Source organism: Roseateles sp. GW821-FHT09G03 (assembly GCF_059416045.1).
The window spans coordinates 164368-187208 of record NZ_JBWKOK010000009.1 but is presented as its reverse complement, the minus strand read 5'-3'; the positions used below and the strand labels follow the sequence as shown (position 1 = coordinate 187208).

Sequence of the window (22841 nt, the reverse complement as noted above, 5' to 3'; positions counted from 1 at the left end):
ACCGCGGACTACACTGCCCCGATGGACTGGCTGGATCAGATCAAGTGGGACCGCGACGGGCTGGTGCCCGTCATCGCCCAGGAGCGGGGCTCGAACGACATCCTGATGTTCGCGTGGATGAATCGCGAAGCCCTGGCCCGTACCGCCGAGGTCGGCGAGGCGGTCTACTGGAGCCGCTCGCGGCAGAGGCTGTGGCACAAGGGCGAGGAGTCCGGCCACGTGCAGCAGGTCCACGGCATCCGGCTGGACTGCGACAACGACGTGGTGCTGCTCAGCGTCACGCAGCATGGCCACGAACCCGGCATCGCCTGCCACACCGGCCGCCACAGCTGCTTCTTCCAGAAGCTGGAGAACGGGCAGTGGACGGCGGTCGAGCCGGTCCTCAAGGACCCGGCCAGCATCTACAAGGCATGAGCGCGATGGCCCCCTCCGACACTTCCGGCAAGACCGCCATGGCAGGCGCGCCCGGCGCACCCGACTCGGTTTTCCTGCCCGACAGTCCCTCGCCCGCGGTGACGGCGCCGCTGACCGATCCGGCGAGGGCGCCGCTGAACGGCACCGACGTGCTGGCGCATCTGGGCGACGTCGTCGCCCAGCGCCGTGCCGAAGGCGATCCGGACAAGAGCTACGTCGCCAAGCTGTTCGCCAAGGGCCTGGACCAGATCCTCAAGAAGGTCGGCGAGGAAGCGACCGAGGTCGTGCTCGCGGCCAAGGACGGCGCGCCGGACAAGTTGGTCTACGAGGTCGCCGACCTGTGGTTCCACTCGATCGTGGCGCTGGCCGCCTTCGATCTGCGCCCCGAGCAGGTGCTGGCCGAACTGGCCCGCCGTGAAGGCCTGTCCGGCCTCGAGGAATTCGCCCGCAGAAGCCCCCCGGCGGGGACCCCATAAGGAGCGCGCATGAAGGAGATCGCATGACCCAGTCGTTCGAACCGCAGCCGCCCGACGTCGTCCTCGACCCGCAGCGCGAAGCGAGCCTGCGCAGCGTCGGCATCATCAGCTACGTGCTGCATGCGGTCGTCGCGATCGGCGCATTGCTGCCCGGCGTGCAGGCCAGCATCGTGCTGCTGATCGTCGCGGTGATCGTCGACCTGGTGAAGCGCGACGAGGCTGTCGGCACCTGGCAGGCCACGCACTTCTCGTGGCGCCTGCGCAGCGTGCTGTGGTGCGGCATCCTGTACGTCGTCACGATCCCGCTGTGGTTCCTGTTCATCATTCCGGGCTGGATCGCCTGGTGCCTGATCTCGATCTGGTTCCTCTACCGCATCGTGCGCGGCTGGCTGGCCATGAACGACCGCCGGCCCATGCCCCTCTGACCTCCCCAACCGTCTCCGACCATGAGCCACGACCCCAACTGCCTCTTCTGCAAGATCGTGCAGGGCCAGATTCCCGCGAAGAAGGTCTACGAGGACGACGACGTGATCGGCTTCCACGACATCCATCCGTGGGCGCCGGTGCATTTCCTGCTGATCCCCAAGCAGCACATCGCCAGCATGGCCGACCTGCAGCCCGAGCACGCGCCGCTGCTGGGCAAGATGTCGGTGCTGGTGCCGAAGCTGATGAAGGAACTCGGCGTCACGAACGGTTTCCGGACCGTGATCAACACGGGTTCGGATGGCGGTCAGGAGGTGTTCCACCTCCACATGCACGCCGTCGGCGGCCCGCGGCCCTGGTTGAAAGGCTGAGCGCCGGCCTCATCTTTGTGTCGCCGCCGCGGGCTGAGCCGGCCGGATCGATCGGTTTTCCGATGCCGGGCGTTCGTCCAGCGGTTGGTTACGGGCCCATAAGCCGCTGAAGCGGGGAGGGGCGGGCGTTGTTTGCCGACATGCCTGTCATGCGCGCACCGTAGAATTTCGGCTTCCGACTCTGGAGATTGTCATGGGTGGTTTGAGCATTTGGCACTGGCTGATCGTGCTGGTCGTCGTCATCGCCGTCTTCGGCACCAAGAAGCTGCGCAACGTCGGCGGCGACCTGGGCGCCGCCGTCAAGGGCTTCAAGGACGGCATGAAGGACGGCACCTCGTCCGAGACGCCGCCGCAGCAGGTGGTCAACGCCAACAAGGCGGCTGATCCGAACACCGTCGACGTCGACGCCAAGACGCGCAACTGAGCGCGGCCCGCATGGTCGATTTCGGCTTTGACAAGCTGATGCTGATCGGCGCCGTGGCGCTGGTCGTGCTCGGCCCTGAACGCCTGCCGCGCGTGGCGCGGACGGTGGGCACGCTGCTGGGCAAGGCACAGCGCTACGTGTCCGACGTGAAGGCGGAAGTGAACCGGTCCATCGAGCTGGAGGAACTCCAGAAGATGAAGGGCCAGTTCCAGACCGCCGTCAACGACGTGCAGTCCAGCGTGCAGGAGCAGATGGACGCCGCCAACCAGTCGCTGCAGTCCACCTGGTCCGACCTGTCGGTGGACGGGACGAACGCGGACGGCACGATCGGCGGCTATGCGGCGGTCCCTGTCTACACGCATCCGAAGAAGAACTGGCGCCTCAAGCGCGGCGCCACGCCGGTCTGGTTCAAGCAGCAGCAGGGCGTGCGTCGCCACGCCCAATCCGGCGCGGCCCGCGTGGCGCGCTTCCGTCCCTCCCGCCGAGCCCCATGAGCAGCCCCCAAGAAGACGAACTGGCCGGCACCGAACAGCCCTTTGTGTCCCACCTGATGGAGCTGCGCGACCGGTTGATCCGGGCGCTGCTCGCGATCGCCGGTGCCTTCGCCCTGCTGTGCATCTGGCCGGGCACGGACGGCCTGTTCGACCTGCTGGCGAAGCCGCTGGTCGCGCATCTGCCGCAGGGGGGCACCCTGATCGCGACCAACGTGCTGTCGCCCTTCCTGGTGCCGCTGAAGGTCACCTTGCTCGCCGCCTTCCTGGTGGCGCTGCCGGTGGTGCTCTACCAGGTCTGGGCCTTCGTCGCGCCGGGCCTGTACTCGCATGAGAAGCGGCTGGTGATGCCGCTGGTGGTGTCGAGCACCTTGCTGTTCTTCGCGGGGGTGGCCTTCTGCTACTTCTTCGTCTTCGGCAAGGTCTTCACCTTCATCCAGAGCTTCGCGCCCAAGAGCATCAGCGCGACACCGGACGTCGAGGCCTACCTCGGCTTCGTGATGAACATGTTCATCGCCTTCGGGGCCGCCTTCGAGGTGCCGGTGGTGGTGGTGGTGCTGGCGCGCATGGGCATCGTCACGGTGCCGCAGCTCAAGCAGTTCCGCGGCTACTTCATCGTGCTGGCCTTCGTCATCGCGGCGGTGATCACGCCGCCGGACATCGTCTCCCAGCTCGCGCTGGCGATCCCGATGTGCCTGCTCTACGAGGTCGGCCTCTGGGCCGCCAACGCCTTCGCAAGATATTCGAAGGCGCCGGACACCGAAGCGGAAGAGAGCAACGGCACCTCGCCAAGCTGACCGATCAGGACCCACCAAGCAAAACGCCCGATGCAAGCATCGGGCGTTTGTCTTTGGAGCCGGTGAAAGACTTATTCAGTCTTCGCTTCGGCCTTGCGTTCCTGCGCGAGCTTGGAGACGGCGACCGGCTTGCCTTGCAGCTGGTTCAGCGCCTGGCGCAGCGGGAAGTCCTCCGCGCTGCCGAACTCGGGCAGCGGCTTCGGCGCTTCGGCGCGCTTGGCGTAGTCGGCTTCCAGCTTCTGGCGACGCTCCTCACGGATCTTCTCCAGTTCCTTCGAGCGCGTTTCTTCCGTCTTCTCGTCGGCGCCGTGCAGGTGCTTCTCGAGGTCGGCCTCGCGCATGCGCAGCTCGGCGAACACGTTGCCTTCGGCGGTCTCGTCCAGCGGGATGTCCGGCACGATGCCCTTGGCCTGGATGGAGCGGCCGCTCGGCGTGTAGTAACGCGCGGTGGTCAGCTTGACCGCCGTGTCCGGGCCCAGCTGGCGCACGGTCTGCACCGAGCCCTTGCCGAAGGTCTGCAGACCCATCACGGTCGCCCGCTTGTGGTCCTGCAGCGCGCCGGCGACGATCTCGCTGGCCGAGGCGGAACCCTCGTTCACCAGCACCACCATCGGCACGTTCTTGATCGCGTCCGGCAGGCGGCGCAGCGGATCGCCGGAGCCGCGACGCGCGTAGAAATCGGGATCGGCGCGGTAGCTGGCCTTGGATTCGGCGAGCTGGCCGTTGGTCGACACGACCTCGACGCCCTTGGGCAGGAAGGCCGCGGAGATCGCCACCGCGCCCTCGAGCAGGCCGCCCGGGTCGTTGCGCAGGTCCAGCACGACGCCCTTGATCTTGGGGTCCTGCTTGTAGAGCTCGGCCAGCTTCTGGCTGAAGTCCTCGACGGTGCGGTCCTGGAACTGGCTCACGCGGATCCAGGCGTAGCCCGGTTCGACCAGCTTGGCACGCACGCTCTGCACGCGGATTTCCTCGCGGGCGATCGTGACGGGGAAGGTCCGGCTTTCCGACTTGCGGTAGATGGACAGCGTGACCTTGGTGGCCGGTTCGCCGCGCATCTTCTTGACCGCCTGGTCGAGCGTGAGGCCGCGCACGGCCGTCTCGTCGATCTTGCTGATCAGGTCGCCGCTCTTGAGGCCGGCGCGGAACGCGGGGCTGCCTTCGATCGGCGAGACGATCTTGACCAGGCCATCTTCCATGCCGATCTCGATGCCGACGCCGACGAACTTGCCGGACGTGCTCTCGCGGAATTCCTTGAAGCTCTTCTTGTCGAAGAACTGGGAGTGGGGGTCCAGGCCGCTGACCATGCCGGAGATGGCATCGTTGATCAGCTTCTTCTCGTCGACGGACTCGACGTAGTCGGACTTCACGATCCCGAAGACCGCGGCGAGCTGCTGCAGTTCCTCGAGCGGAAGGGGGCTGGCGGTGCTGCGGGCATTGGCCTGCAGCTGCATTGTCGTCATGACACCGGCCATCGCACCCAATGCGACCCAGCCCGCGACTTTCAGTTTGGCGCCCATGATGAAAAACCTTGAATCAGTACAGCCTGGCTGCTTGGCGCCGCATGGTCCGTCCCCATTGCGCGGGACGGAACAAAGGCGTTCCCAGTATATGCGTGAGGCAAAAAACCGGCCCGGCATCAAAAGCCGGTTTACCCCTCATTTACGCGTATCCCGAGCATCTTGCGCCCATTCCGGGCATGCCGTGGCAACGGGGGTGATCGAGTGAATGACTTCCGGCAGGGGCGCGTCGTGGCAGGGATGCGAACGGGCACGGTCGGTGCCATGATCGATGCCATGCCAGCCGCGGCACGACCTCGATGTGCTGCCGCAGTCGCCCGCCCACCAGGAGCAGTTCCATGGCCTTGCCGCATGCCGCCCCCGCCCAGCCCATCGATGTCGCGCCGCTGGGTGCCGCGTTGACCTCGACGCCGTCCTCGGCGCTGTTCAAGTCGGAGGGCCTGGAAGTGATGCGCGTCGTGCTGCCCAAGGGCAAGTCGCTGCCGTCGCACAAGGTCGACGGCGAGATCACGCTGCATTGCCTGGAAGGCGAACTCGAGCTCAGCGTCCAGCGCGACGGCGCGCAGCAGCGCAACACCTTGCGCGCGGGGCAGCTGTGTTATCTCGAAGGGGGCGTGGTGCACACGGTGACCGGCGTGGTGGACGCGTCGGCGCTGGTGACGATCGTGCTGAAGCGCTAGCGGAGCGCCGGGACCGACGCGCGGCGTTGGTCCCTCCGACAGGAATCGAACCTGTATTTGCCGCTTAGGAGGCGGCCGTTCTATCCATTGAACTACGGAGAGCCAGGGCGGTACGGCTCCGCCAAGGCGCCGGATTCTCGCACGGATGGCGCGGCGTCCTGCCTGGCCGGGACGCTGCCGCCCAGCGCCAGCATCAGACGTGCGGTGGACATCAGTCGACGATAGTCGCCCTCGGCCAGGACCAGTTCGGCCTGCCGCTGCGCATCGCGGGCACGGAGCACCGGCAGCAGGCCGGTCTGTCCGAGCGACAGCCGCGCCTCGGACAGCGTCGTCGCGTCGCGTGCCAGTCGCAGCGCGTCGTGGAGCCGGACCGATTGCTGGACATCCCGGTCGTTCGTCTCGAGCGCGTCTGCAACGTCGCGCAAGGCGTGCAGCAGCTGCTTCTGAAAGCTCAGCGTCGCCTGTTGCTGCCGTTCCCCGGCCAGTTGCGACAAGGTGCGGAACGTCTGCGGCCGCATCAGCGCGACCATCGCCGATCCGGCGAGGCTGCCTACCGGATCCTGCAGCCACCGGAACAGGTCGCGGCCGCCGTTCGTGCCGATGCCGGCGGTCAAGTTGATGGAGGGGTAGAGGCTGGTGCGCTGCACGTCGGCATCCGACCACTCGGCCCGCAGTCGAGCCTCGGCCGCGGCCACGTCGGGGCGGCGGGACAAGGCCGAAGCCATCGTCACGAGGGGAAGCTCTGGTGCCGCGAACGGCAGCGCGCGAGGTTCCTCGGCGGGGCGCCACGTTGGAGGATGTCCCGTCAACTCGGCCAGCCGGGAGCGGACGTGCGCGAGCTCGTGTTCGAGCGTGCGGCGCTCCTGCGCATGGGTGATCATCTCCTGACGGATCTGCAGCACTTCGTCCAACGACGCGGCGCTCGAATCCTGCCGGGCCTCTGCCAGTGCCAGGATCCGCAGCGCGTCGGTGTCGGTCCTTGCCAGCCCTTCGAATCGCTGGTGCAGCCATCCGTTCCGCCAGTACAGCTCCGCCACCGCCAGGGTGATCTCCAGTTGGACCGCTTCGCGGTCGAAGCCCGAGGCCGATGCCTTGGCCGTCGCTGAGTCGCGCGTCGCCGCGAGCTTGCCCCACAGGTCGAGCTGACGGCTGGCGGCGAGGGTGCCGGTGTAGCTGCGCGTGCTGGCGGTGGCGGGTTCGTCGAGTCGTCGCAATACGCCGCCATTGAGGGCGAGGCTCGCGTCGGGCCGGCGATTCGTGTCCGTGACGCTCGCCTCGAGCTGGGCCTGTTGAACGCGCGAGCGCGCCAGCGCGACATCGACATTGCGACGCAGCGCCTCCTCCATCCATTGCGCGAGCAAGGGGTCCTCGAAGGCGCGCCACCAGGGCGGCTCGGCGGCGAGCTCGATCGCGGGCGGCGCTCCCGCGTCGGCGCGGATGGCCGCGAGGTCCGGTGCCGGGGCGGCGGCGCAGCCGACGAGTGCGGCCCCGGTCAGCCAGACGGCCAGTTGCCCGCGAAGGCGAAGCGAGGCGCACAAGAGCAGCGTCGTCATCGTTGAAGGGCCGTCGCCGGATCCAGCGCGGCGGCCCGGGCGGCCGGCCAGTGTCCGAAGAAGAGGCCGGCGCCCACCGCGCAGGCCAACCCGCTGGCGATGCTCCCTGCGGAGAGCCGGACCGGGGCGTCCGGGAGCAGCAGCGGCAGGAGCGCCGCGGCCAGTCCGGTGACCACCAGGCCCGCCACCGCGCCGAGCAGACAGACGACGGTGGCCTCGAGCACGAACTGCGCGCGGATGTCGCGTCGTCTGGCGCCGACGGCCATGCGCAGGCCGATCTCCGCCGTGCGCTCGCCGACGGTGACCAGCATCATGTTCATGACCCCGATCCCACCCACCGCGAGGGCCACGACGGCCACCGCGGTGACCAGCCGCGTCAGCGATTGCGACGCGCGGTCCACGGCGCGGAGGATGGCGTCCACCGATTGCGTCGCGAAGGACTGCCCGTCATGGCGCGCCGCGAGGGCTCGGGCGATGGCCCGTTCCGCTGTCGGGATCGAGACGCCGCGGCGGACGCGCACGGTGATGGCGTCGAACGGACGTTCTCCCGTCAGCCGGCTGAGTGCGGTCGTGTAGGGCAGGTGGACCTGATAGCTGCCCGGCGGCGGCGGGAACCCGGGCGGTGGCTGGAGGACGCCGACGACGACGGCCGCCATCTCGCCCAGCCGGACCACCCGTCCGAGCGCCTGATGCGGCGGGGGGAACAGCACGCGCGCCGCCGCCTCGTCGATGACCACCGATGCGGCGCGGCGTGCGACGTCCTCGGTCTGGAATCCGCCCCCTGCGGCGAATCGTCGGCTGCGCGTCCGGAAGTAGTCCTCGGAGACCCCTTCGATCGATGCCGTCACCGTCGTGGCGCCGACGGACAAGGGCGCGTTGCCGCTCAGCACCGGCGATGCGCCGTCGACGAAGGGGAGCGCGCGCAGCAGCTCGAGTTCGCGGAGGCCGAGGCGACCCGCGATGCGGGCACCGGATCCGGGCGGCGCGGCGCGCACCTCGACGGTGTCGGCGCCCAGCGCGCGGATGTCCGCGAGCACCTTGTCGCGCGCGCCGTCGCCGAACGCCGTGACCAGCGATACCGCCGCGATGCCGATCGCGACGCCGGACATCGTCAGGCCCGTCTGCAAGGGTCTGCGCAGCAGCGACCGGACGCCGACCCGCAGGGCCTCGATCAGGCTGGCCCGAGGGCGCCGGTGCTCCGGCTTGCCGGCGGCGCCGCCCGGCTCGCCCATGGAGGCCGGGACAGCGCGCGGTGTCGGCCGGCGGTCCGCGACGATGCGGCCGTCGCGCAGCTCGACGACGCGGTCGGCCTGCGCGGCGACCGCCGGATCGTGCGTCACCAGGACGAGCGTCTGCCCCTGACGATGCAGGGCCTTCAACTGGTCGAGCAAGGCCTGCCCGGTGCGGGCGTCGAGGGCGCCCGTGGGCTCGTCGGCGATCAGCACCCGCGCGCCGTTCATCATCGCCCTGGCGATGCCGACGCGCTGTTGCTGACCCCCCGACAGTTGGGCCGGACGACGATCCAGCCGGTCCTCCAATCCCAGCGCGCACAGCAGCGACATCGCCCGTTGGCGACGCTGGACGGAGGAGCGCGGCGGCCCGTATTGCGCGGGCATGGCGACGTTCTCCACGGCGCTCAGGTCAGGCAGCAGGTGGTAGCGCTGGAAGACGAAGCCGAACACGCGGCTGCGCAGGACGGCCAGTCCGTCGGCATCCAGCGTCGCCGTGTCGACGCCGTCGACCCGGTAACAGCCCGAGGTCGGACGATCGAGGCCGCCCAGCAGTTGCAGCAGCGTCGACTTGCCGGAGCCGGAGGGGCCGACGATGGCCAGCAGTTCGCCGGCCCGGATGTCGAGGTCGACATCGCGCAGGGCCTCGACGGCCAGATCGCCGTGGCCGTAACGCCGGCCCACGCCGCGCAGGCTCAACAGGGGAGGCGGGGCCGCGGTCTGCAGCGCGATGGGCGCCGACGCGCCGCTCATGGTCGACGCTCCCCGCCTGCGGCGCGCGCGGCGCTGTCCTCGTCCGCCGCGGGCTCGAAAAGCTCGAGGCGGTCGAGTTCATCCAGACCCTCGCGGACCTCGACGCGCAAGCCGTCGTCCAACCCGATGCGGACCTGGCGGGCTTCCGGCGGCCGGCCCGGCCGCCGCACCATCGCGACGGCCGTGTCCTTGTCGCCGGACCAATCGATCAGCGCGCCACGCGGCACGGTCAGCACCTGCTTCACCGACGCCTGCACGATGCGCACCTGCGCGCTCATGGCCGGACGCAACAGGCGGTCCGGATTGGCGACTTCCAGCAGCGCGTCGTAATAGACCGGCCCCGCCGGCGCGGCACCCGGGCCGCGCGGGTCGGCGAGCGACTGTGCCGGCAGCGATTCGACCGCGCGCACGATGCCGGAGAAGGTCCGGCCCGGCACGCCGGGAATGGTGAACAGCGCCTTCTGCCCGGCCTGCACGCGGATCACGTCGGCCTCGCCGATGCGGGCCTTCAAGGTCATCACGTCGAGGGAGCCCATCACCATCAGCGTCGGCGAAGCCTGGGTCGAGACGAGCGTCTGGCCCGGCTGCGCGGCGATGTGGAGGATCTCCCCGGCGGCGGGCGCGCGGATCGCCGTGAAATCAAGGCCGGCCTGGGCCGCATCGACATCGAGCTGAGCCTGACGCCACTGCGCCTGCGCCACCGTCAGCTCGGACCGTGCCGTGTCGACATCGCCGCCGGCGCTCTCGACATCCGCCTCGGCATTGGCCTGGCGGCTCCGCAGCGCCAACTGGCGGTCCAGCACCTTCTGGAGCCGTTGCAGCGTCATCGACCGCATCGCCAGCTGCGCCTGTGCCGCGTCGCGGACCGCGCGTGCCTTGTCCAGCGCGCTGCGCGCCAGGGCCGGGTCGATCTCGGCCAGCAGCTGGCCGCGCCGGACCCGGTCTCCGACCTTCACGAGCAGGGTGCGCACCTGACCGTTCACCTGGGCGCCGATCGAGACCATGCCGGTGGCGTTCAAGGTGCCGGTGGCCAGCACGACGTCCTCGAGGTCGCCGCGCAGCACGACCGCAACCGCACCGTCCTCGCGCTGTCCGTTGCCGTGCAGCGTCGCCGCGATGCCGAGCCCCACGAGCGACAGGACGACGAGGCCACCCAGCAGGCGCCAGGTCATGCCGGCACGCGTCAGGTCGGAAGCCTTCATGGGGTGTTCCCAGGGGCGGTGAGCTCGATCAGGCGGCCCGCCTCCAGAACCAGCACGCGGTCGAAGCGGGCGGCCTGCCGGCGGTCGTGGAGCACGACGAGCAGGCCCTTGTCGGACGCGAGCAGCGCATCGAGCGTTGCGCCGGCGCTGGCGTCGTCGAGGTTGGCCGTCGGCTCGTCCAGCAGCACCACCGGCTGTGGCGCGACCAGCGCCCGTGCCACCAGCAGCCGCTGCCGTTGACCGGAGGACATGAGCGGTGCGCTCTCGGAAATCCGTGTCGCCCAGCCGTGCGGCAGGGCGTCGATCACCGGGCCCAGACCGAGCCGGTCGGCGATGCCCTTGACCCGCGCTTCATCGCTGGCATGGGCGCCGAACGCCGCCACGTTGTCCAGCACCGAACCCTGGAACAGCACGCCCTGGGCGTCCTGGTGGAACACCACGGCGCGAAGCGGCGGTCCCCCGGCCGGGCGGCCGTCCACGCGCACCGTGCCGGCCGACGCGAGCGATGCGCCGCCGATCAGGCGCAGCAGGCTGCTCTTGCCGCAGCCGGACGGGCCGACGAGCGCGACCTTCTCGCCTCGGCGCAGCGTCAGGTCCAGCGGCCCCAGGAGCGGGGAGCCGTCCTCCCGGACCAGGTGCACGTCATGCAGCGAGAGCGTGGAGGACAGGACCGCCGGCGTGGAGCCGTCCACGGCGGGCTCCTCGGCGGCATCGATCATCAGCCCGGCGCGCCCTTCCACGACCTCCTGCTCGCGCCGGGTCATGCGGGCGAAGAACAGCGTGGTCGCGGCGCCGATCGCAATGTCCTTCAACAACGTGAAGACGAGCAGATGGCCCAGTGAGAGCTGCCCGCGTTCCAGCAGCCGCAGGCCGATGACGAGCAGCAGCACCGACTCGCCGCGCGAGATCAGCTTGTAGAGCGCCTCCTGTCGCAACTGCGCGGTCCCGATGGTGCGCGCGACGGTCTGGGCCTGGCGCAGCACGGCCGCGAAGCCCGCGGCGCGCCGGTCCTCCAGTCGTGCCGACTTGATCGCGGCCACGCCGCGGATCGTCTCGAAGACGAACTCGTTGCGGGCCGCGGAGGCCTCCTCGGCGGCAAGTCTCAGCGCGGCACGGCGCGGCTCGTAGTGGGCGGACACCAGCCCCATCAAGGCGACGGCAGCCAGCGAGAGCAACGCGAGCCACGGATGGAGCCAGACCATCAGCGACAGGCAGACCACCGCGCTCAGCGCCGCCGTGCTTACCCCGGCCGTCAGCTCGGCGCGGCCGCTGACGACGGGCGCGAAGGCGCTGAAGCGTTGATAGATGTCCGCGAGGTCGCGCTTCTCGAAGAAGCGCGGCCACTTGCGCATCAGCCGGGCGAAGAGCTCGGGCAGGACGCGTGTCTCGACCGCCTGGCCGGTGCGGATCTGCAGCCCGCCGAGGAGCAGGTCGGCCAGCACCGACGCGATCACGCAGCCCAGGACTGCGGCGATCGCGATCGCCGATGCGCCGCCGGCGCCGGGGGCCTGGAGATCGAGCACGCGGCTCAAGGCCATCGGCACGACGAGCGCCAGCAGGCCGGCCGTCAGGGCGAGCGGCATCAGGCGGCGCAGATGGGGGCGGGCCAGGAGGTCGGGCGAGAGGCGGGAGGAGGCCGGCGGTGTCGTTGGCCGCGACGATGCACCCGAGGCTGCGATCGCACCGTCCTCTCCGGCATCGATGATCAGCGCCCGGCCGCTGAGGCGGTCGCGCAGTCCGGCGGCGGGCACGAAGGCTTCGCCGGACGCCGGGTTGAGCACCCGCAGCCAGGCGCCCGCGCGGTCCGCGAGGACGACGAAGTGGTGGCCGCCGAAGTGCGCGATCGCGGGCAGCGGCAGATCTTCGAGCGCGTCGGGCGTGAATTCGACGGGATGGGCGGTGATGCCCAGCTCGCGCAGCCTGGCCCGCAGGTCCCACAGCGAGGTGCCGGCCGTCGAGGCGGGATGCAGGGCGCGCAGTGCCGGCAGCGTCACGTCGGACCCCTGCGCCCGGGCCACCATGACGACGCAGGCGAGCCCGCATTCGGCGACCTCGTCCTGCAGGAGGGACTCGACGGCGCGACGGCGATGGCGCCCCGGTCTGCCGGGGCCGGACCCGGCCATGATCATTGGTCCCCGGCGCGGAAATGGAAGAACGACGGGGCGTGCCACAACAGCCACTGGTCGGGCCGGTCGCGCAAGGCGGCCTCGATGACCGCGGGGAGTCCATCCGTCACGTCGGCCGGCGGCAGCGTGGCGAGCACGTCGAGCGTGAACCGCCCGCCGGTTTCCCGCAGCGCGAAGACCAGCACGTGCGCACCGGACATCCTCGCCATCGCGGCGACGCCGTCGTGCAGCAGGGCGGGGCGTCCGAAGATCCGACAGCCTTGCGTCGGCATGTCGCGGTCGAAGAGATGGCGGGTGATCTCGGGCGGCGCATCGGGGAACAGGACCAGACGACCTTCGCGGCGCCGCAGCGCGCGCACGGCGGCCTGATAGCGGGGGACTGCGTCGTCGGCCGCGGGATGGATGAAACGGGCATCCGCGCCGGCGCGGGCGAGCTGGACGTCGCGCCCCGGCAGCGACCGATGATGGGTGACGATCCATGTCGGGCCGCCCAGCCGCGTGCACAGCGCCGCCGAGGCCATGTCTGACACGCAGTGCAAGGGCGCCAGCAGCACGCGGCCGCCGTCGCGTTCGATGCGATCGACGTGAGGGCGCAGCGTCTCGGCGCAGCGTGTCAGCTCATCGACCAGCGTGCGATTGCGTGACAGGAGGGCGCGGTCCAGGATGGTCTGGCGCCACTGGCGCCGGTGATGGGGCGGCAGGGCGGAGGGCGTCGCCAGGATCGCCTGGTGCTGGCGCGCGAATTCGTCTCCGGCGCGACGCCGCGCGGCCCTGGCATAAATGGGGAGGATCGGACTGCTCAGTCGCAGCAGCCAGCGATGTGGCAGATGCCGCCACAGCGGTTGCGAAAGGACCGATCGGAGTGGCTCGAGGAGTTTTCCAGCCCGTTCCGCGATCTGACTTGCACCGGCCAGCCATTGCAGTTTCAGACGGCTGATGGAGGGCGTTTCAACGCCGGAAAACAGCAGATTCATGAAGCACTCGATGACAGGGCGGCCGGGTGTTCACATCGACGCCAGCGACCACCGGGGGCTGACGAATGGATATGAAAAGGGGAGCCGGCGAACCGGCTCCAGGAGGCGCTTACTTCGCGCGCTGCGGGGCCGAGCCCCTCACCGTCTGGCCGGTGCGGCTGTCGACGCAGCCGGCGTTGTTGGGCTGATAGTCCCAATATTCGCCGCCCTTGGAGTTCCAGCACTTGTAGTAATAGCCGTCGGCGTTGCCGCCGCCGCCCAGGGTGTTTCGAGCGGATTGTTCGTTCAGTTGCTTGATCATTTTTGATTCGATCCTGTGGAGAATGGGGTGAGGGAATCCGGAACGCGTCGCCGTGCGCCGCGCGATGAAATGTTCGAGTCATGGCTCGAACGAAACGGATGTTAGGAGGGCGAACAGACGCGCGAAATAGCCTCAATAGGCATGTCTGCGTTGGCTGCTCATCGAGGTCAGGCAGGACCTCCCGGTCTGCCTGAATGCCGCTCAGCGCGCGGTCATTCCCTCATGCCCTCATTCCCACTTCCACTGCCAGATCACGTCCAGCCCCTGCTGGTACTCGTTGGCCTGCGCCCGCAGCGTGAAGCGCTGCGCCAGCTTGTAGATCACCTGCCACGACCCCGTGGTCGCATTCAGCCCGCGCTCGTAGGCGACGAAGACGTTGCGGCTGACCTGCTTGCCCAGCCGCACGACGGTGCCGCGCGCGTCGTCGCCTTCGCCGCTGAAGGACAGCTCGTCCAGGCCGATGTTGTGGATCAGCTTGTCGCTGGCGCTCTCGCCGTCGCCGCTGATCAGCGCCATCGCGGCGCGCTGCATCAGCGCGGTGTCGCTGCGGCCCAGGTTGTCCGGCGAGCGTCCCAGCACCAGCCACGACAGCTTGTTGGTCTCGCTCATGTCGGGCTCGGAATAGAGCTTGATCCGCGGGCTGCTGGCCGTGCCGGTCACCGTCACGCCGACGCGCACGGCCTCGTTCTCCATGTCGGGCCGGATCGCGAGCACGTCCAGCCGCGGGTTGTCCAGCGGACCGACGAAGCTGAAGACACCGCGCTCGACGACCAGCTTCTGGCCGTAGGCGTTGAAGGTGCCGCCTTCGCTGCGGACCTCGCCGGTCATCTGCGGGCGCGCCTGTCCGTCCTGCGCCAGGTGCAGCAGGCCGCGCAGTTTCGTGTCGATGCCATAGCCCTTGAGCTGCAGCCGCCGGCCGAGATCCAGGTCCAGGTCCAGCTTGAGCCGCATCGGCTTGCCGCTGCCGTCGACGGCCTTGGGCGGCGCGTTCTGGCGCACGACCTGCACGTCGCTGTCGAGCTGCGGCGCGTCGCCGCGCGAGAAGTCGAACAGGCCCTCGACGACGACGAGCTGCCCCTTCAGGTCCAGCAGCTGCGCGCTCGCCTTGAGCTGCGCCGCGCCGGTCGCGACGACTCGGCGGTCCACGCGCTGCAGCAGCGCGAAGGTGTCCGCCTTCAGCGACAGTTCCGCGCTCGGCTGCGAACCGAAGCGCAGCGTGCCGTCCATGTTGACCGTGCCGTTGCCGGCGCGTGCGCTGAACTTCTCGAGCTTGGCCTCGCGGCCGCTCATCGTCAGCGCGAGCTCGCCCTGCTGCATGTCCACGCCCAGCAGCGGATTGCGCAGCGACAGCTTCTGCGCGCCGGCCTGGCCGCGGACCTCGGGCGCGCCCAGCGTGCCGCCGAAGTTCAGCGTTGCGGCGAGGCTGCCGCCCAGCCGCCAGCCGGCGGGCAGCCACGGGCCCCAGTTGCCCATGTTGTCGACCTTGGCCTCGATGCCGCCTTCGAGCTTGGCGCCCGGCGTCGGCAGCGCATGCGCGTTGGCCGTGCGGAAGGTGACGGCGCCGCCGATGGCGCCCATGTTCTCGCCCGCCACGCCCTGCACCAGGTGCCACACGCCCTGGTCCGCGAGCACGCCCAGCCGCAGATCGGTGAGTGCGAGCCGTTGCGTGCTCACTTCGTCGGTGACGGTCAGGTCGCCCTTGGTGCGCTCGAGCATCGCGTCCACCGTCAAGCCGCGCGCATCGCGCCGCGACTTGAACCGGCCTTCGATCTGCAGGTCGCCGCCCCAGCCGAAGTCCGGCTGCAGCTTGTTGAGCACCGGCGCGGCGGCCAAAGGCTCCATCACCGCCTGCACGTCCCATTCGCCGGCGGGCAGGTGCGCCTGGCTGGAGCTCTGCCACATCATCCGGTCCCAGCGCAGGCCGGCGCCGAGCAGCTCCATCCGTCCCGGCGCCAGCGTCGCCTGGCGCGGATCGAGGCCCGGGTCCAGCCGCAGCGCGAGCGCCAGCGGGCCGGCCTTCAGCAGCGGCGTGGGCTGCTGGCTGGCTTCCAGCGCGAGTGTCAGTCCGCGCGCGTTCCACACCGCGCCCTGGCGCCAGGCCTGCAGCGGATCGGCTTCCAGCGCGCCGTCCAGCGCGAGCCGCGCGCGCGCGCCCTGCGGATCCAGCGGCACCGTCTGCGCGAGGGCGGAGCCGTTCGCGCTCGCCGCCTGCGCGCGCGCGACCACCTTGGTGGGCGTCGGCTGCGTCAGCACCGGCGGCAGCGGCACCTGGCCCTGCGTCGTCAGCGTCAGGCGGTGCTGCGCCCAACTGCCGGATAGGTCCAGCTGCAGCTCGTCGAGCCGCGTGCTCTGCTGCGGCAACCGCAGGTTGCGGAGCTGCGTGGTCCACGCCAGCTTGGCGTCCTTGAGGCTGGACAGCGTCCATTGCCCCGAGCCGTTGTCCAGCTGCAGCGCCGGCCGGCTGCCCGAGTTGGCGGGAAGGCCCGGTACCCCGGAAAGCCCGAAGCCCTGCAACTGCCACTTGCCGTCGCTGCCGTACTGCGCCTGACGTGCGCCCGGCTGGATCAGCACGACGGTGGCCTGGGCCTGCGCGCTGCCCACGATGGTCGCCTGTGGGAACTGCGTTCGCAGCATGGGCTGCAGGCTGGCGAGCCTGGGCGCGTTCGCCGTGACCGACAGATCGACCTGCTCGCGCCGCGCGCCGGCGTTGATGCGGCTGCGCGCCTGCAGCGTCGCGTCGGCCAGGCGCAGATCGGCCAGCAGGTCCGGCGCGGCGCTGCCATTGCGGCTGTAGCGCACCTGGCCGCTGAGGGGCAGGCCTTGCCACTGGCTGGGTTGCAGGTCGACATCCGCCTTGCCCTGCGGCCACAGGCTGCCGCGCACCGACTGGAGCGCGGCCTTCAACCGGCCGTTGATCGCCTGCGGCGCCGCGTCGGCGGGCAGCGGCTCGGGGCTGAGGCGTCGAGGATCCAGGCCCTGCACCGACGCCTCCACGCGCGTCTTCCAGCCCGACGCGAAATCGAGCGCCTCGTTCAGCGTGAACTCGCCTTCGGCGTTCAGCGTGGCGGGGCCCGAGCGCGCCTGCAGGCGCTGCACGTCGATCGACTGCGTGCGCAGCTCGGCGGCCAGCGTCACGGCCAGCGGCGCCTGCAGCTTCCCTTGCCCGAGTTGCCCGGTGAGATCGCCTTCGACCTGCAGCGACTGGTCCGCGGAGGCCTTCACGAGGTTGGCCTTCGTGCTGAGCTTGAGCTCGCCGCGTGCCTGGACCACGGGCCAGCGCGCGTCGATCTGGCGGCTGTCGAGTCCGGTGAGGCGCAAGGTCAGCACGCTGCCGTCGGCCTGGCTGGTCTGGCCCACCGCCTGCAGCCGGCCGCCGCCGGCCACCAGCGCGTCCAGGCGCGGCAGGCGCAGGCGGGTCCAGTTGGCGGGATCGAGCAGCAGGTCCAGCTGCAGCTCGCGCAGCGGCAGGCGGCCCTGGTCGAGGCGGCCGGCCGCGTTGTTGTCCAGGTCGGCCTTGACGCTGAGCGACTTGTCCGCGTTCGGGGTCATCGTGACCTTGCCGCTGAGGCCGGTGCGCGGCACGCCGTCGGTGCCGGGCAGCAGCGCGGCGAGATCCAGGTCCTTCGCCTGCGTCTCCAGTTGCGCGACGGGGAAGGGCGCGAACGCCTGCAGCCGCGCCTGCACCTGCAGCCGCTGCTTGGCCGCTTCGAGCGAGCCCTTCAGCGTCAGGTCCGCGATCGGGCCGTCGAGCTGGAACGGCGCCGTCCACGGCAACTCGCCGGTGGGTTGGCTCAAGGTCCAGCGGCTGGTGAGCTTCAGGTCCTCCTGCGTCGCGATCGTCGCTTCGCCGGCGAGGGTCAGCTGTTGCCAGCCCAGCGACTTCACGGTCAGCGCATGCTGCTTGCCGCCGTCCGCGCCCAGCGACGCGCTGCCGCGCAGGCCGCGCAGCGGCTGCGCCAGGCCGGGCGCGAAGACCTCGCCGATCTCCAGGTCCGCGATCGTGATCGCGACCGGCGACAGCAGGCTGAGCGGCGGCTTGGCCGGCTCGGCCGACGCGCTCGGCGCGACCTGCACGCGCAGTCGCGCGATCGCCAGCCGGTCCGCCCGGACTTCGCCCCACAAGAGCGGCGAGCGATTCCAGACCAGGCGTACGTTTCGCCATTGCAACTGTTCGAGGACGATGCGGTCCTCGGTGCCGGGCAGGACCAGCTCGGCACGGTCGACGTCGAAGTCGCCCAGCAGCCGGCCGCGCGCGTTCTGCAGCGACAGACCTGGCACCTTGGCCAGCACGTAGGCCGTGCCGCCTTCCGTCTTCAGCGCCCAGGTCAGCGCGAGCGCCAGCAGGCCGATCAGCACCGGCACGGCGAGCAGCACCCACAGCAGGCCACGACCGCGTCGTCGGCGGCGCGGCGTCGCGTCCGGAGACGCGGGCGAGGGGGGATCGTCGCGCGGGTCGCTCATCGGATTACAGGTTGATGCCGACGCTGAAATGCAGGCGCCACTTGTCGACCAGGTTGCCCTTGGCGAAGTCGAAACGCAGCACGCCGACGGGGCTGCGATAGCGCAGGCCGGTGCCGTAGGCCCAGGCGGGGTGGTAGTCGCCCCAGTTCTGCGCGGCCTGGCCGGCGTCGATGAACACGGCGCCCATCAGCTGCGGGATGCGCGGCGTGAGCGGGTGCGAGACCTCGACGCTGCCGTTGAGCATCACGCGGCCGCCGGTCTGCGCGCCGGTGGAGTTCACCGGCCCCAGGTCGTTGTAGCCATAGCCGCGCACGCTGTCGTCGCCGCCGGTGCGGAAGCGCAGCGCCTCGGGCAGGCCGAGCTTGCCCTTGGCCAGGATCTGTCCACCCTCGAGCCGCGTCGAGAACAGCCAGCGCCCCGACAGCGGCGAGTACCAGTAGATCTTGCCGGTCGCCCGCGCGAACGGGCCGTTCTTCTCCGACGAGCTGTCGGCCCAGCCGCCGCCGAACGTGGCCGTGGCGCTCCAGCCCTTGGTCGGCAGCACGCGCGAGTCCAGCCGGCGCCACGTCATCTGCTGGTTCAGCGAGACCGCGCCGGCCACCGTCGTCGGGATGTCGGGCTTGTGCTCCCAGGCGCGGATCACCTCGACGTAGGTCAGCCGGTCCTCGGGCTCCGTCTCCTTCGCATAACCGAAGCGCGTGCTGAGGTTGAGGTTGACCTGGTCGTTGTCGTCGATGCGCTCGACCTTCACCAGCGCCAGGCTGCGCTGCATGTTGGGCTGCGGGTGCGAGCTGATTTCCGTGTCCAGCGCCTGGCGGACACGGGACAGCTCGAGCTTGCTGCGCTCGCGGATGTTGAGCCCGAAGGGCTTGCGGTGCGTGTACTCGACGCTGGCGCTGGGGCCGTCGACGGTCCGGTAGCCGACGCCCAGCACGACCTGCTGGCGCGCGGCCTCGCGGATCTTCACGGTCACCGGCACCTCGACGGTCTCGGCGCCGGGCGGCGGCGTGACGCTCTCGGGCTGGATCTCGACGCTGGCGCTGTCGAACAGCTGCGTGCCCACCAGACGCTCCTGGAAGTCGAGCAGCAGCTTCTCGTTGTAGGGCTGGTGCAGCTGATAACCGGCCAGCCGGCGCACGCTTTCCTCGGGCTGGTGGTTCAGGCCTTCGACGGTCAGCTCGCCGAGCGTGAACAGCGGACCGCTCTCCAGCGTGACGGCGATGTCGACCTGGTTGTCGTCGGCCTGCACGACGGCCTCGCTGTGCGTCATCCGGGCCAGCGGATAACCCTGCGCCCGGGCGCGTGTCAGCAGCGCGTTCTTGGCCGCGGCCCAGTCGCCCTGGCTGAAGCCGGTCTGCGGCGGCAGCAGCCAGCTCTGCGTCAGCGTGCGGTCGAGCGCGGTCGCGAGCTTGTCGCCGCGTTCGGAGGCCGTCTTGAGCGGGCCCTCGATGCGCAGGTCCATCTGGCGGACCAGCGCGCGCGGGCCGGTCTCGACGATCAGCCGCAGGTTGCGCACGCCGTCGGACAGGTCGCCCACTTCCTCGGTCCGGACCTTGGCGTTGAAGTAGCCGGCGGTCTCCAGCAGCTTGGTCGCCTGCTCGGGCGCGACGGCGGCGAGCCGGCGCAGCTCGCCGGCGGTCAGGCGCATGTCCTCGGGCGTGTCGCGGAAGCGCGCCAGGTCCAGGTGCTCCAGCAGCAGCGCGCGCAGCTCGGGCGGCGCCTCGATGGTCAGCTCGTAGGCCGAGATCTTGCGCGTGCTGGTCACGTAGGGATTGTTGGCGTCGGCCTCTTCGGTCGCGGCGACCTTGACTTGCGCCCTGCGCTCGGTCGGCAGCAGCGAGCAGCCGCTCAGCAGCGCCAGCGCCGTGCCGATCACCAGGATCGGCCGCGCGCGTCGCAGCCATCGAATCACCGGGAGCGTCGGGGTCGTCGCCGTCATCGATTGAGCACGCGCATCGCCTGTTCGAGACCGCCCATGGTGAGCGGCATCATGCGTTGCTGCATCAACTGCTGGATCAGCGAGATGCTCTGGCGGTACTGCCAGACCCCGGCCGGTTCGGGATTGATCCAGACGTGCTTGTTGAAATGGGCGGTGAGCCGCTGCAGCCATTCGGCGCCGGCTTCCTCGTTGTTGTACTCGACGCTGCCGCCGGGCTGGAGGATCTCGTAGGGGCTCATCGTGGCGTCGCCGACGAAGATGAGCTTGTAGTCCCGGTTGTACTTGTGGATCAGGTCCCAGGTCGAGGTCTTCTCGCTGAAGCGGCGCCGGTTGTTCTTCCACACGAAGTCGTAGACGCAGTTGTGGAAGTAGAAGAACTCCAGGTGCTTGAACTCGCTCTTGACCGCGGAGAACAGTTCCTCGACGCGGTGCACGTGCTCGTCCATCGTGCCGCCGACGTCCATCAGCAGCAGCAGCTTCACCTTGTTGTGGCGCTCCGGGATCATCCGGATGTCGAGCATGCCGGCGTTGGCGGCCGTCTTGTGGATGGTGTCGTCGAGGTCGAGCTCCAGCTCCGAGCCCTCGCGCGCGAAGCGCCGCAGCCGGCGCAGCGCCACCTTGATGTTGCGCGTGCCCAGCTCGATGTTGTCGTCGTAGTCCTTGTAGGCGCGCTGGTCCCAGACCTTGACCGCGCTGCGCTGGCCGCCGGGGCCGCCGATGCGGACGCCGCGCGGGTTCACGCCGCCGTTGCCGAACGGGCTGGTCCCGCCGGTGCCGATCCAGCGGCTGCCGCCTTCATGGCGTTCCTGCTGTTCCTCGAGCCGCTGGCGCAGCGTGTCCATCAGCTCGTCCCAGTCCAGCGCCTTCAGCTGCGCGAGCTGCTCGGGCGTCAGCTCGCGTTCGAGCTGCTTCGTCAGCCATTCCTGGGGCAGCGCCTTGAACAGGTCGCCCATCAGCTCGACGCCCTTGAAGTAGGCGGCGAAGGCGCGGTCGAACTTGTCGAACAGCGCCTCGTCCTTGACCAGCGAGGTCCGGGCGAGCGCATAGAACTTGTCGACCGTGGGGCCGCTGCCGCCGACGTCGGTGTCGTCGAGCACGCCGGCCTTCATGGCCTCGAGCAGGGTCAGGTACTCCTTGACGGAGACGGGCAGCTTGGCGGCGCGCAGCGTGTAGAAGAACTGGATCAGCATGGGCCTCCCCCTAGACTCCGGGGCATCAGGGCATTATCCATGCCGGCCGGCGGGTCCCAGGCGTAGCATCGGTGGCAAACACGGCGCCGCGGTCGCGGAGCCGCAAAGCCTCCAACGTTGGGGTCGGGCGAATGGATCACGGGACAGGCAGCGGCGACGACAACGCCGAGGTCGAAGGCATGCTGCAGGCGCTGTACGGCGCCGTCGGCGAAGAGCGCGGCCGCTGGGTCGGCAGCTTCCAGAACTACCGGCTGACCAGCGCGTTCCAGCCGGTGTACAGCTATCCGCACCGCCGGCCGGTCGGCTACGAGGGCCTGATCCGGGTCGAGGACGAACGCGGCCGCCCCATCACCCCGGTCACCGCCTTCGAGGGCGTCGGCAACTTCGAGCAGCAGATCTGGCTGGACCGGCTGTGCCGGCTGCTGCACGTCCACAACTTCGTCGCGCAGCGGCAGCCGGACTGCTGGCTCTTCCTGAACATCCATCCCGCCGTCTTCATGCATGCGGCGCTGCAGGTGCGCATGCTGGCGCGCGCGGTCGAGGTCGTGCATCAACTGGGCCTGCCGACGCACCGCCTGGTCTTCGAGGTCACCGAGGACGTGATGGCTCGCGACGACAGCTTCGAGGAAGCGGTCGAGGCCGCCCGCGCCACCGGCTGCCTGCTGGCGCTGGACGACTTCGGCGTCGGGCACTCGAACTTCGATCGCATCTGGCGGATCCGTCCCGAGATCGTCAAGCTGGACCGGTCGCTGCTGATGCGCTCGCGGGGCTCACGGCGCATGGCGCGCGTGCTGTCGCAGATGGTGGCGCTGCTGCACGAGTGCGGATCGCTGGTGCTGCTGGAGGGCATCGAGACCGCCGAGGACGCGCAGCTGGCGATGGATGCGGACGTGGACCTGGTGCAGGGCTTCGCCTTCGGCCATCCGGCGCCCTTCCTGCGGGACGGGGAGGGCGTGTCCGCGCTGGAGGATGTCTGGAGCATGTTCAACGAGCGCCAGGCGCAACTGCGGCAGGACCATCTGGACCGGCTGACGCCGTTCCGCACGGCGCTGGCGCTGTCGCTGCAGACGGTGCAGCAGGGTCGCCCGCTGGTGGAAGCCTGCCAGCCCTTCCTCAAGCTGGAAGGCGCGCAGATGTGCTACCTGCTGGACGACGATGGCCGCGAGATCGGCGCGCGCGCGGTGCCTGCATCGGGTCCGGCGGAGATCGATCCGCGCTTCCTGCCGATGGAGCGTGCCGGCGATGCGCGCTGGGCGCGCCGTCCCTACTTCCGCCGCGCGGTCGAGACGGTCGGCGAGATCCAGACCACGCGCCCCTACCTGAGCCTGCACGGGGCCAGGATGTGCGTGACGGTCTCCGTCGCCTACTGGCAGGACGGCCGCCTGCGCGTGCTGTGCGGCGACCTCGACTGGGACGAGGTGTAGCGGGACGCAGTACGGCTGAGGCAAGGCCTGTCCCCGGGTCCAGTGCTTGCCAAAGAAGGGCGGGTCCACTTCCGCCGAGGTCCTGCGGGGCCGCTG

At 70.0% G+C, this 22841-nt stretch carries 18 protein-coding genes, 1 tRNA gene and 2 pseudogenes; 10 read left to right on the top strand and 11 right to left on the bottom strand.

The window, feature by feature from the left end:
• Nucleotides 1-21: 21 nt before the first annotated feature.
• From hisI to tatC, 8 genes and pseudogenes are all read left to right on the top strand, one after another.
• On the top strand, nucleotides 22-414 hold the full coding sequence (hisI, locus tag AC07OZ_RS26475; RefSeq protein WP_495470077.1) for a phosphoribosyl-AMP cyclohydrolase: 393 nt from the start codon (nucleotides 22-24) through the stop codon (nucleotides 412-414).
• Between the two features lie 110 nt (nucleotides 415-524).
• Nucleotides 525-890, top strand: a complete 366-nt coding sequence (locus tag AC07OZ_RS26470; RefSeq protein WP_495470076.1) for a phosphoribosyl-ATP diphosphatase — start codon at nucleotides 525-527, stop codon at nucleotides 888-890.
• Between the two features lie 23 nt (nucleotides 891-913).
• Nucleotides 914-1315 carry a DUF4870 family protein gene (locus AC07OZ_RS26465; protein WP_495470023.1) on the top strand — a complete coding sequence of 134 codons (402 nt, stop codon included), beginning with the start codon at nucleotides 914-916 and terminating at the stop codon, nucleotides 1313-1315.
• A 21-nt stretch (nucleotides 1316-1336) separates the two neighbouring features.
• A complete protein-coding gene (locus AC07OZ_RS26460) occupies nucleotides 1337-1684 on the top strand; it encodes a histidine triad nucleotide-binding protein (protein WP_495470022.1) in 348 nt (115 codons plus the stop codon).
• Nucleotides 1685-1877: 193 nt separating this feature from the next.
• Complete coding sequence (gene tatA, locus AC07OZ_RS26455) at nucleotides 1878-2108, top strand: Sec-independent protein translocase subunit TatA (RefSeq protein WP_495470021.1); 231 nt, start codon at nucleotides 1878-1880, stop codon at nucleotides 2106-2108.
• An 11-nt stretch (nucleotides 2109-2119) separates the two neighbouring features.
• Nucleotides 2120-2312 (top strand): annotated as a pseudogene (gene tatB, locus AC07OZ_RS26450) (Sec-independent protein translocase protein TatB); the annotation flags it as partial.
• 140 nt (nucleotides 2313-2452) lie between these two features.
• Nucleotides 2453-2602: pseudogene (gene tatB / locus AC07OZ_RS26445) on the top strand (Sec-independent protein translocase protein TatB); the annotation flags it as partial.
• The gene (gene tatC, locus AC07OZ_RS26440; protein WP_495470020.1) at nucleotides 2599-3396 is read left to right on the top strand and encodes a twin-arginine translocase subunit TatC; all 798 of its coding nucleotides are present in this window, start codon (nucleotides 2599-2601) and stop codon (nucleotides 3394-3396) included. The pseudogene tatB (AC07OZ_RS26445) and the gene tatC, both read left to right, overlap by 4 nt.
• Before the next feature lie 71 nt (nucleotides 3397-3467).
• Here tatC and AC07OZ_RS26435 read toward each other — a convergent pair whose 3' ends face one another.
• Nucleotides 3468-4913: a S41 family peptidase gene (locus AC07OZ_RS26435; RefSeq protein WP_495470019.1), complete on the bottom strand. Its 1446-nt coding sequence runs from the start codon at nucleotides 4911-4913 to the stop codon at nucleotides 3468-3470.
• Nucleotides 4914-5251: 338 nt separating this feature from the next.
• Between AC07OZ_RS26435 and AC07OZ_RS26430 the strand changes: the two genes are divergently transcribed.
• Entirely contained in the window at nucleotides 5252-5593 is a 342-nt protein-coding gene (locus AC07OZ_RS26430) for a cupin domain-containing protein (RefSeq protein WP_495470018.1), read from the top strand.
• Between the two features lie 27 nt (nucleotides 5594-5620).
• On the opposite strand, the gene AC07OZ_RS26425 is transcribed toward AC07OZ_RS26430, so the two are convergent.
• The 10 genes from AC07OZ_RS26425 to AC07OZ_RS26380 form a co-directional block, all read right to left on the bottom strand.
• A tRNA-Arg gene (locus AC07OZ_RS26425) sits at nucleotides 5621-5695 on the bottom strand.
• Nucleotides 5686-7146, bottom strand: coding sequence for a TolC family protein (locus AC07OZ_RS26420; protein ID WP_495470017.1), 1461 nt, complete (start codon nucleotides 7144-7146; stop codon nucleotides 5686-5688). The genes AC07OZ_RS26425 and AC07OZ_RS26420 overlap by 10 nt, the downstream gene beginning before the upstream one ends.
• Nucleotides 7143-9128, bottom strand: coding sequence for an ABC transporter permease (locus AC07OZ_RS26415; RefSeq protein ID WP_495470016.1), 1986 nt, complete (start codon nucleotides 9126-9128; stop codon nucleotides 7143-7145). Before AC07OZ_RS26415 ends, AC07OZ_RS26420 begins: the two co-directional genes overlap by 4 nt.
• Nucleotides 9125-10330, bottom strand: a complete 1206-nt coding sequence (locus tag AC07OZ_RS26410; protein WP_495470015.1) for an efflux RND transporter periplasmic adaptor subunit — start codon at nucleotides 10328-10330, stop codon at nucleotides 9125-9127. Before AC07OZ_RS26410 ends, AC07OZ_RS26415 begins: the two co-directional genes overlap by 4 nt.
• Nucleotides 10327-12453: an ABC transporter transmembrane domain-containing protein gene (locus tag AC07OZ_RS26405; protein ID WP_495470014.1), complete on the bottom strand. Its 2127-nt coding sequence runs from the start codon at nucleotides 12451-12453 to the stop codon at nucleotides 10327-10329. Before AC07OZ_RS26405 ends, AC07OZ_RS26410 begins: the two co-directional genes overlap by 4 nt.
• A 2-nt stretch (nucleotides 12454-12455) precedes the next feature.
• Complete coding sequence (locus AC07OZ_RS26400; RefSeq protein ID WP_495470013.1) at nucleotides 12456-13430, bottom strand: lysophospholipid acyltransferase family protein; 975 nt, start codon at nucleotides 13428-13430, stop codon at nucleotides 12456-12458.
• A 109-nt stretch (nucleotides 13431-13539) separates the two neighbouring features.
• Nucleotides 13540-13731 carry a hypothetical protein gene (locus AC07OZ_RS26395; RefSeq protein WP_495470012.1) on the bottom strand — a complete coding sequence of 64 codons (192 nt, stop codon included), beginning with the start codon at nucleotides 13729-13731 and terminating at the stop codon, nucleotides 13540-13542.
• A 228-nt stretch (nucleotides 13732-13959) separates the two neighbouring features.
• On the bottom strand, nucleotides 13960-18192 hold the full coding sequence (locus AC07OZ_RS26390; RefSeq protein WP_495470011.1) for a translocation/assembly module TamB domain-containing protein: 4233 nt from the start codon (nucleotides 18190-18192) through the stop codon (nucleotides 13960-13962).
• A gap of 4 nt (nucleotides 18193-18196) precedes the next feature.
• Nucleotides 18197-20131, bottom strand: coding sequence for an autotransporter assembly complex protein TamA (locus AC07OZ_RS26385; RefSeq protein WP_495470010.1), 1935 nt, complete (start codon nucleotides 20129-20131; stop codon nucleotides 18197-18199).
• Nucleotides 20128-21321, bottom strand: coding sequence for a vWA domain-containing protein (locus AC07OZ_RS26380; RefSeq protein ID WP_495470009.1), 1194 nt, complete (start codon nucleotides 21319-21321; stop codon nucleotides 20128-20130). The genes AC07OZ_RS26385 and AC07OZ_RS26380 overlap by 4 nt, the downstream gene beginning before the upstream one ends.
• Nucleotides 21322-21452: 131 nt before the next feature.
• On the opposite strand from AC07OZ_RS26380, the gene AC07OZ_RS26375 reads away from it, so the two are divergent.
• Nucleotides 21453-22745: an EAL domain-containing protein gene (locus AC07OZ_RS26375; protein ID WP_495470008.1), complete on the top strand. Its 1293-nt coding sequence runs from the start codon at nucleotides 21453-21455 to the stop codon at nucleotides 22743-22745.
• Nucleotides 22746-22841 lie beyond the last annotated feature (96 nt).